General features: G+C 59.9%; 5 protein-coding genes. 4 read left to right on the top strand and 1 reads right to left on the bottom strand.

What is annotated here, in order from left to right:
* A partial coding sequence (locus PMI29_RS07775) for a DUF3300 domain-containing protein (RefSeq protein ID WP_008001416.1) occupies positions 1–983 on the top strand: 983 nt, incomplete at its 5' end.
* 26 nt (positions 984–1,009) lie between these two features.
* A complete protein-coding gene (locus PMI29_RS07780) occupies positions 1,010–1,915 on the top strand; it encodes a DUF2950 domain-containing protein (protein WP_008001414.1) in 906 nt (301 codons plus the stop codon).
* Positions 1,916–2,316: 401 nt separating this feature from the next.
* Here PMI29_RS07780 and PMI29_RS07785 read toward each other — a convergent pair whose 3' ends face one another.
* A complete protein-coding gene (locus PMI29_RS07785; protein ID WP_008001413.1) occupies positions 2,317–3,282 on the bottom strand; it encodes a LysR family transcriptional regulator in 966 nt (321 codons plus the stop codon).
* Positions 3,283–3,577: 295 nt separating this feature from the next.
* Between PMI29_RS07785 and argH the strand changes: the two genes are divergently transcribed.
* Positions 3,578–5,005: an argininosuccinate lyase gene (gene argH, locus PMI29_RS07790; protein WP_008001411.1), complete on the top strand. Its 1,428-nt coding sequence runs from the start codon at positions 3,578–3,580 to the stop codon at positions 5,003–5,005.
* A 140-nt stretch (positions 5,006–5,145) separates the two neighbouring features.
* Complete coding sequence (locus PMI29_RS07795) at positions 5,146–6,024, top strand: amino acid ABC transporter permease (RefSeq protein WP_008001410.1); 879 nt, start codon at positions 5,146–5,148, stop codon at positions 6,022–6,024.
* Positions 6,025–6,032: the final 8 nt, after the last annotated feature.

Below are 6,032 nucleotides of genomic sequence, written 5' to 3'. Positions count from 1 at the left end.
CGGCCCCCGCGACCACAACGTCGGCACCGGCTCCAGCCGCTGAGCCGGCCCCAGCCAGCAGCTCCACCATCATCATTCAGCCTGCCGATCCGCAGGTGGTGTACGTCCCCACCTATAACCCGACAACCACCTACGGCACCTGGCCCTACCCGGCGTCGCCGCCCGTGTACTATCCACCGCCTCCCGCCTATTACCCCGGCCAGGCCCTGATGGCCGGACTCGCGTTTGGTGCCGGTGTGGCGATCATTGGATCGTTGTGGGGTGAATGTGACTGGGGCAATAACGACGTCGACATCGACGTCAATCGCTACAACAACATCAACGGCAACAACCGGATCACCAACAACAAATGGCAGCACAACCCGGTGCACCGCAATGGCGTGCCCTATCGAGACAGCGCGAGCCGCGCACAGTACGGTCGGCAACTGAACGGCGCCAATCAGCGTGAAGCCTATCGCGGGGACAATGCCCAGCGCGCCCAGGCGCGTGAAAATGCCCGCACCTCAATGGACAGGCACGGCATCGAACGACCTGCCACCAGCAACCGCGAAGCCCGTGATCAAACGCGCAAACTGCAGTCCGGAACCGCGGGCGACAATCGGTTACAGGCGGGTGCAGACAGGCCGAAGGCGGCTGACAGAGGCCAGGGCACGGCCAGAAACACCCGGGAGAATCAGCAACCCCGCAAACAAGCCTCTCAAGTCAATCAGCAACCCAGGAACCAGAGCGCCCAGCTGAATCAGCGCAGAGAGGGCCAGGCGCAGACGCGTCAAACGGCGAATCAACGGCCGGCCGCCAGTACCGGCAGTGCCCGCAACAACGCCTTCGCCGGCGCACGCTCACCGTCCCAGGCTAACATCCAGGCCAATCGTGGCCGGGCCAGCCAGGCATCCGCCCAACGCCCAAGTGCCGCACGATCTGCCGGTCACCAGGTCAGTCGGCCATCCAGTCCACCAGCGCGTCAAAGGGGGGGCCGTCGTTGAAAAACCATCCTCGAGTGAAAGGACTCATGGGCCTGCTCCCTCATGTCCTTGCGATAGCTGCCGGCCTGGCGTGGTCGTGCCTGGCGACGGCACAACAGGCATTTCCAACGCCAGAAAAGGCCGCTGAAGCGTTCGTCGAAGCACTGGGTACGGAACACGCCGACCAGGCACGCCTGACGAAGCTGCTGGGCAGTGACTGGCACAGTTACATCCCCCGTGAAGGCGTGCAGCGCGAAGATGTGGATGCGTTTTTGCAGCAATACCGCGAGCAACACCGCATTGAAAAACCCAGCGAACGCAAGGCAATCCTGGCGGTCGGCAGCAAGAACTGGACACTGCCCATCCCCATGACAAAAGACGCGAACGGTTGGCGCTTCGACATGAAGGCCGGCAGTGCCGAGATCCGTGCCCGTCAAATCGGTCGCAATGAACTCGCCGCGGTGCAATCGGTGCTGGCCTATCACGATGCGCAGATGGACTATGCGTCAGTCGATCGAGACGGTGACGGCGCACTCGAGTATGCGCAGAAAATCTTCAGCACTCCCGGCAAGCACGACGGACTCTATTGGGCGGAAGACGACAGCGGCCAGATCAGCCCGTTAGGACCTTCGTTCGGCAAAGCCATTGCCGACGAAGAGTGGCATGGTTACCGCTTCCGCATCCTTGATGGCCAGGGCCCTTCGGCACCGGGTGGCGCCTACAGCTACCTCATCGGTGACAAGATGAGCCGGGGCTTTGCCCTGATCGCCTGGCCGGCGAAATACGACGACACCGGGGTGATGAGTTTCATGATCAGTCATGAAGGACAGGTGTTCGAGAAAGACCTGGGGCCCGGTGGTGAAAAACTGGCGAAATCGATGAAGCGCTTCGATCCGGATGACAGCTGGAAGGAGGTGCCTGAAGATCAGGCCCCAGTTGTCACGATGCATTGACACGTTGTCACTATGACCTGACATGAGAACGCTTTAGCGCATCAATCAGTGCAAAAAAACCACCCAAACCAACGTGCCAAGGTGGTTTTTTCGCATAAACGTTTTGAGCGTAACCGTCGATCGGGAGCGCATCTGCTGGATGGCTGAGCCTCTCGGAGATTTGGCCAAGACTGTTACGGCCTGGTAATGGATAAACAACACATCAGAAAACGGCCAGCAGTTGCTGGCGATAATTTATCGCGATCTTCACGGCACGGCATTGGGAACTCTACAAGCAGTATTGAGCGGACGTTTCAATAAAAACGATTTCGTGTTGCTGCAAGTGCTGAAGCCTTAAGCCTGGCCCCATCATCCCCATTGGCCGCCAGTGTTCGTTAGTTAGTGTTCAACGCGGTGAACAATCAAACCGAGGCTTTTAAATCCACGCCCAGTGCCTGGGCAAATGCCTTCACCAAGGGGCTGCGCACAGTGTTATGGCGCAGAATCAGACTGAACGGCGTGACGATGTTGATCAGGTCCGGGCACACCGCGCGAAACTCTCCCCGCGCCACCATCGGCGCGGCGTAATGCTGGGGCAGGAACCCCAGGAAACGACCAGTCTTGATCAGCAGCGCAACGGCCTCCACCTGGGTTGCCGAGGCGGAAAAGCTGTCGTAGTGGGCAAATTTCAGTTTGTCGCGATGAATCGCGTAGCGATGGTTGATGCACTCGTAATCCTTGAGCACATTACCACCCATGTCCGCGTCCGCCATGGAGAACAGCGGGTGGCCGAGCGCGCAATAAATCTCCGAGCGTTCTTCGTATAGCTCGTAGTAATCGAACTCTTCGCGCTTTTGATAAACCGGCACAATTCCCGCCACCAACCGCCCCTCGACGACACCTCTTTCAACCTCATCAAGCTGCGTGGCCTGAAGTTGAAATCTAACCTTGGGAGATTGTTCGTTAATACGTTTAAGCGCGGCAACTAACGGCGAATTGGCGTCAGAGATTGTGTTATCAATAACCCCCACACCAAGATCACCGACAAGTTCGTTCTGCGCTGAACTAAGGCGATCGCGAAAGTTGTCGACCGAGGCAAATAAGTCTATCGACGCCTGATACACCAGACGCCCTTCTTCCGTCAGGTGAAAGCCCTCTCTCCCCCGCGTGCAAAGGCGCATGCCGATTCGGATTTCCAGGTCCGAAATCTGTTTGCTGATGGCTGCCAGCCCCACATTCAGCTCATTTTGCGCGGCACTGAAGCCACCTGCCTCGACCACGGCCTTGAATACTTTGAGCAGTTTGAAGTCCAGCCCACTGAGGGCTAACGGTGCCCGTTGCAGCGTTTTCGGCGGCGGGTTTCCGGAATTGGAAAGTGGGGTTTCCATAATGCTTATTTACCTCTGGCGCCCTATTCAACAATCTGTGCCCAACAACAAAAACATAGCTGGCCTAATAATAATGAACACAGAAAACCAGGCTTGGCAACCGCCAATAAATCCCGAACATCAGTGCCAAATCACTGATCTCAAAACATTAAAAGCTGACACTTCGATCAGCTCTCGCTCCTTTGCAACTGCCCTCTTGAAAACTGCTCTGGCCTGATTTCGTTCGCTGACTTTGTAGCGACGTTGCGGCCTGGCATACCCATTTCAGTTCGCGTTACCGACGAGGAAAACAACAATGTCTCAAACCACCGACCGTCTCTGGGGTGCTCGCTTCAAAAGCGGCCCTTCCGAAGCCTTGGCGGCCCTGTCCCGTTGCCCTGAGCGCTACTTCCGGCTCACCCCGTACGACCTCGCCGGCTCCAAGGCCCATGCCCGGGAACTGCAGCGCGCCGGACTGCTGAGCGAGCAAGAAACCCAGACCATGCTCGACGCCCTGGAACGTATCGGCGCGGACTACCGCGCCGGCAGCATTGCCCCGACCCTGGACGACGAAGACGTCCACACCTTCATCGAGCGCCTGCTGACCGAACGCCTTGGCACCCTCGGTGGCAAGCTGCGCGCCGGTCGTTCGCGCAACGACCAGACGGCCAACGACCTGCGGCTGTTCCTGCGTGACCACGTGCGCACCCTGGCCGTTGAAGTGCTCGGCTTGCAGCAGGCGCTGGTGGACCAGGCCGAGCATCACATCGAGAGCATCTGCCCCGGCTTCACCCACCTGCAGCAGGCACAACCGATCGTGTTTGCTCATCACCTGCTGGCCCACGCCCAGTCGATGCTGCGCGACGTGCAGCGCCTGGTGGACTGGGACGCGCGTACTTCGCTGTCGCCACTCGGTGCGGCGGCCATGGCTGGCTCGGCTATCGCTCGTTTACCTCAGCAATCGGCAAAAGAAATGGGCTATAGCGGTGTTTGCGAAAACTCCATCGACGCCGTGGCCAGCCGCGATCACGTCGCCGAGTTCCTGTTCATCGCCAGCATGCTCGGCATCAACATCTCGCGCCTCGCCGAAGAGTTTTGCCTGTGGTCGTCGCGGCAATTCCGCTGGGTCGTGCTGGACGATGCCTACGCCACCGGCAGTTCGATCATGCCGCAGAAAAAGAATCCGGACATCGCCGAACTGGCGCGGGGCAAGGCAGGTCGCCTGATCGGCAACCTGACCGGCCTGTTGTCCACCCTCAAATCCCTGCCACTGTCCTACAACCGTGACTTGAGCGAAGACAAGAACGGCGTGCTCGACAGCGTCGACACCCTGCTGCTGGTGCTGCCGGCCATGGCCGGAATGGTTGCGACCATGAAGGTCAACGTCGAAGAGCTGCGTCGCCAGGCACCGCTGGGCTTCACCCTCGCCACCGAAGTCGCCGACTGGCTGGCGGTGCGCGGCGTGCCGTTCAAGGAAGCCCACGAAATCACCGGAGCGTTGGTCCAGGCTTGCGAGAAACACGACATCGAATTGTGGGAAGCCTCCCCGGCACTGCTGGCGGAAATCGACCCGCGCCTCACACCGGAAGTACGCGAAAGCCTGACCCTCGAAGCCGCCATCGCCGCCCGTAGCGGCTGGGGCGGGACCGCGCCACAACAGGTGCGTGAACAGATCGGCCGCCTGAAAACCGCCCTCGCCGCCCAGCAGCAATGGACCGAGGACTATCAGGGCTTCCGCCTCTGACCCACAACGCAAAACCTTGTAGGAGCGAGCCTGCTCGCGATGGAGGCACAGACACCGCGGGGTGTCAGGCAACCAGCGTCATCGTTGACGACCATCGCGAGCAAGCTCGCTCCTACAGATAACGTGTACGGAGAACCAACATGAGCCAGACACAGGCAGAACGACTCCAGGCGGAGCGCAAACTGGCGGAAAGCCAGTTCGACATCACCCAATACGATCATGTGCCCCGGCGTTACTACGGGCGGATTTTCTTCGCCACGGTGATCGTCGTAGCCATCATCGGCCTGGTACGCGCCTTCGCCGAAGGCAAGATCGAATGGTCGTACATCGGCCAGTTCCTCACCTCCCAGGCGATCATGTGGGGCTTGCTCAACACCATCGTCATGGCGGTGCTGGCGATGGCGCTGGGCATTGTGTTCGGCGTGATCACTGCGATCATGCGCATGTCGGCCAACCCGATCCTGCGCTATGTGGCGCTGACCTACACCTGGCTGTTTCGCGGTACGCCGCTGATTCTGCAACTGCTGTTGTGGTTCAACCTGGCGCTGATCTTCCCCACCATCGGCATCCCCGGCCTGTTCGAAATGGACACCGTGAGCCTGATGACCCCGTTCGTGGCCGCCCTGCTTGGCTTGAGCATCAACCAGGGTGCCTACACCGCCGAAGTGGTGCGTGCCGGCCTGCTCTCGGTGGACACCGGGCAGTATGAAGCCGCCAAGTCGATCGGCATGCCGCGCCTGCAAGCGCTGCGCCGAATCATCCTGCCGCAGGCCATGCGCATCATCATTCCACCAGTGGGCAACGAGTTCATCGGCATGGTGAAAATGACCTCGCTGGCGAGCGTCATCCAGTACTCGGAACTGCTCTACAACGCGCAGAACATCTACTACGCCAACGCCCGCGTGATGGAGCTGCTGATCGTCGCCGGTATCTGGTACCTGGCCACCGTCACGGTCCTGTCCTTTGGTCAAAGCCGCCTGGAGCGTCGTTTCGCCCGCGGCGCCGGCAAGCGTTCCTGAGGAGCCGC

The sequence above is a fragment of the Pseudomonas sp. GM49 genome (assembly GCF_000282355.1).
GTDB lineage: Bacteria > Pseudomonadota > Gammaproteobacteria > Pseudomonadales > Pseudomonadaceae > Aquipseudomonas.
This window is presented reverse-complemented; position numbering and strand designations above follow the sequence as displayed.

What these genes read in the sequence shown, in the direction of transcription:
- PMI29_RS07780 (WP_008001414.1), top strand. Translation starts at nt 1,010, where the DNA reads ATGGGCCTGCTCCCTCATGTCCTTGCGATAGCTGCCGGCCTGGCGTGG.
- PMI29_RS07785 (WP_008001413.1), bottom strand. Translation starts at nt 3,282, where the DNA reads ATGGAAACCCCACTTTCCAATTCCGGAAACCCGCCGCCGAAAACGCTG.
- argH (WP_008001411.1), top strand. Translation starts at nt 3,578, where the DNA reads ATGTCTCAAACCACCGACCGTCTCTGGGGTGCTCGCTTCAAAAGCGGC.
- PMI29_RS07795 (WP_008001410.1), top strand. Translation starts at nt 5,146, where the DNA reads ATGAGCCAGACACAGGCAGAACGACTCCAGGCGGAGCGCAAACTGGCG.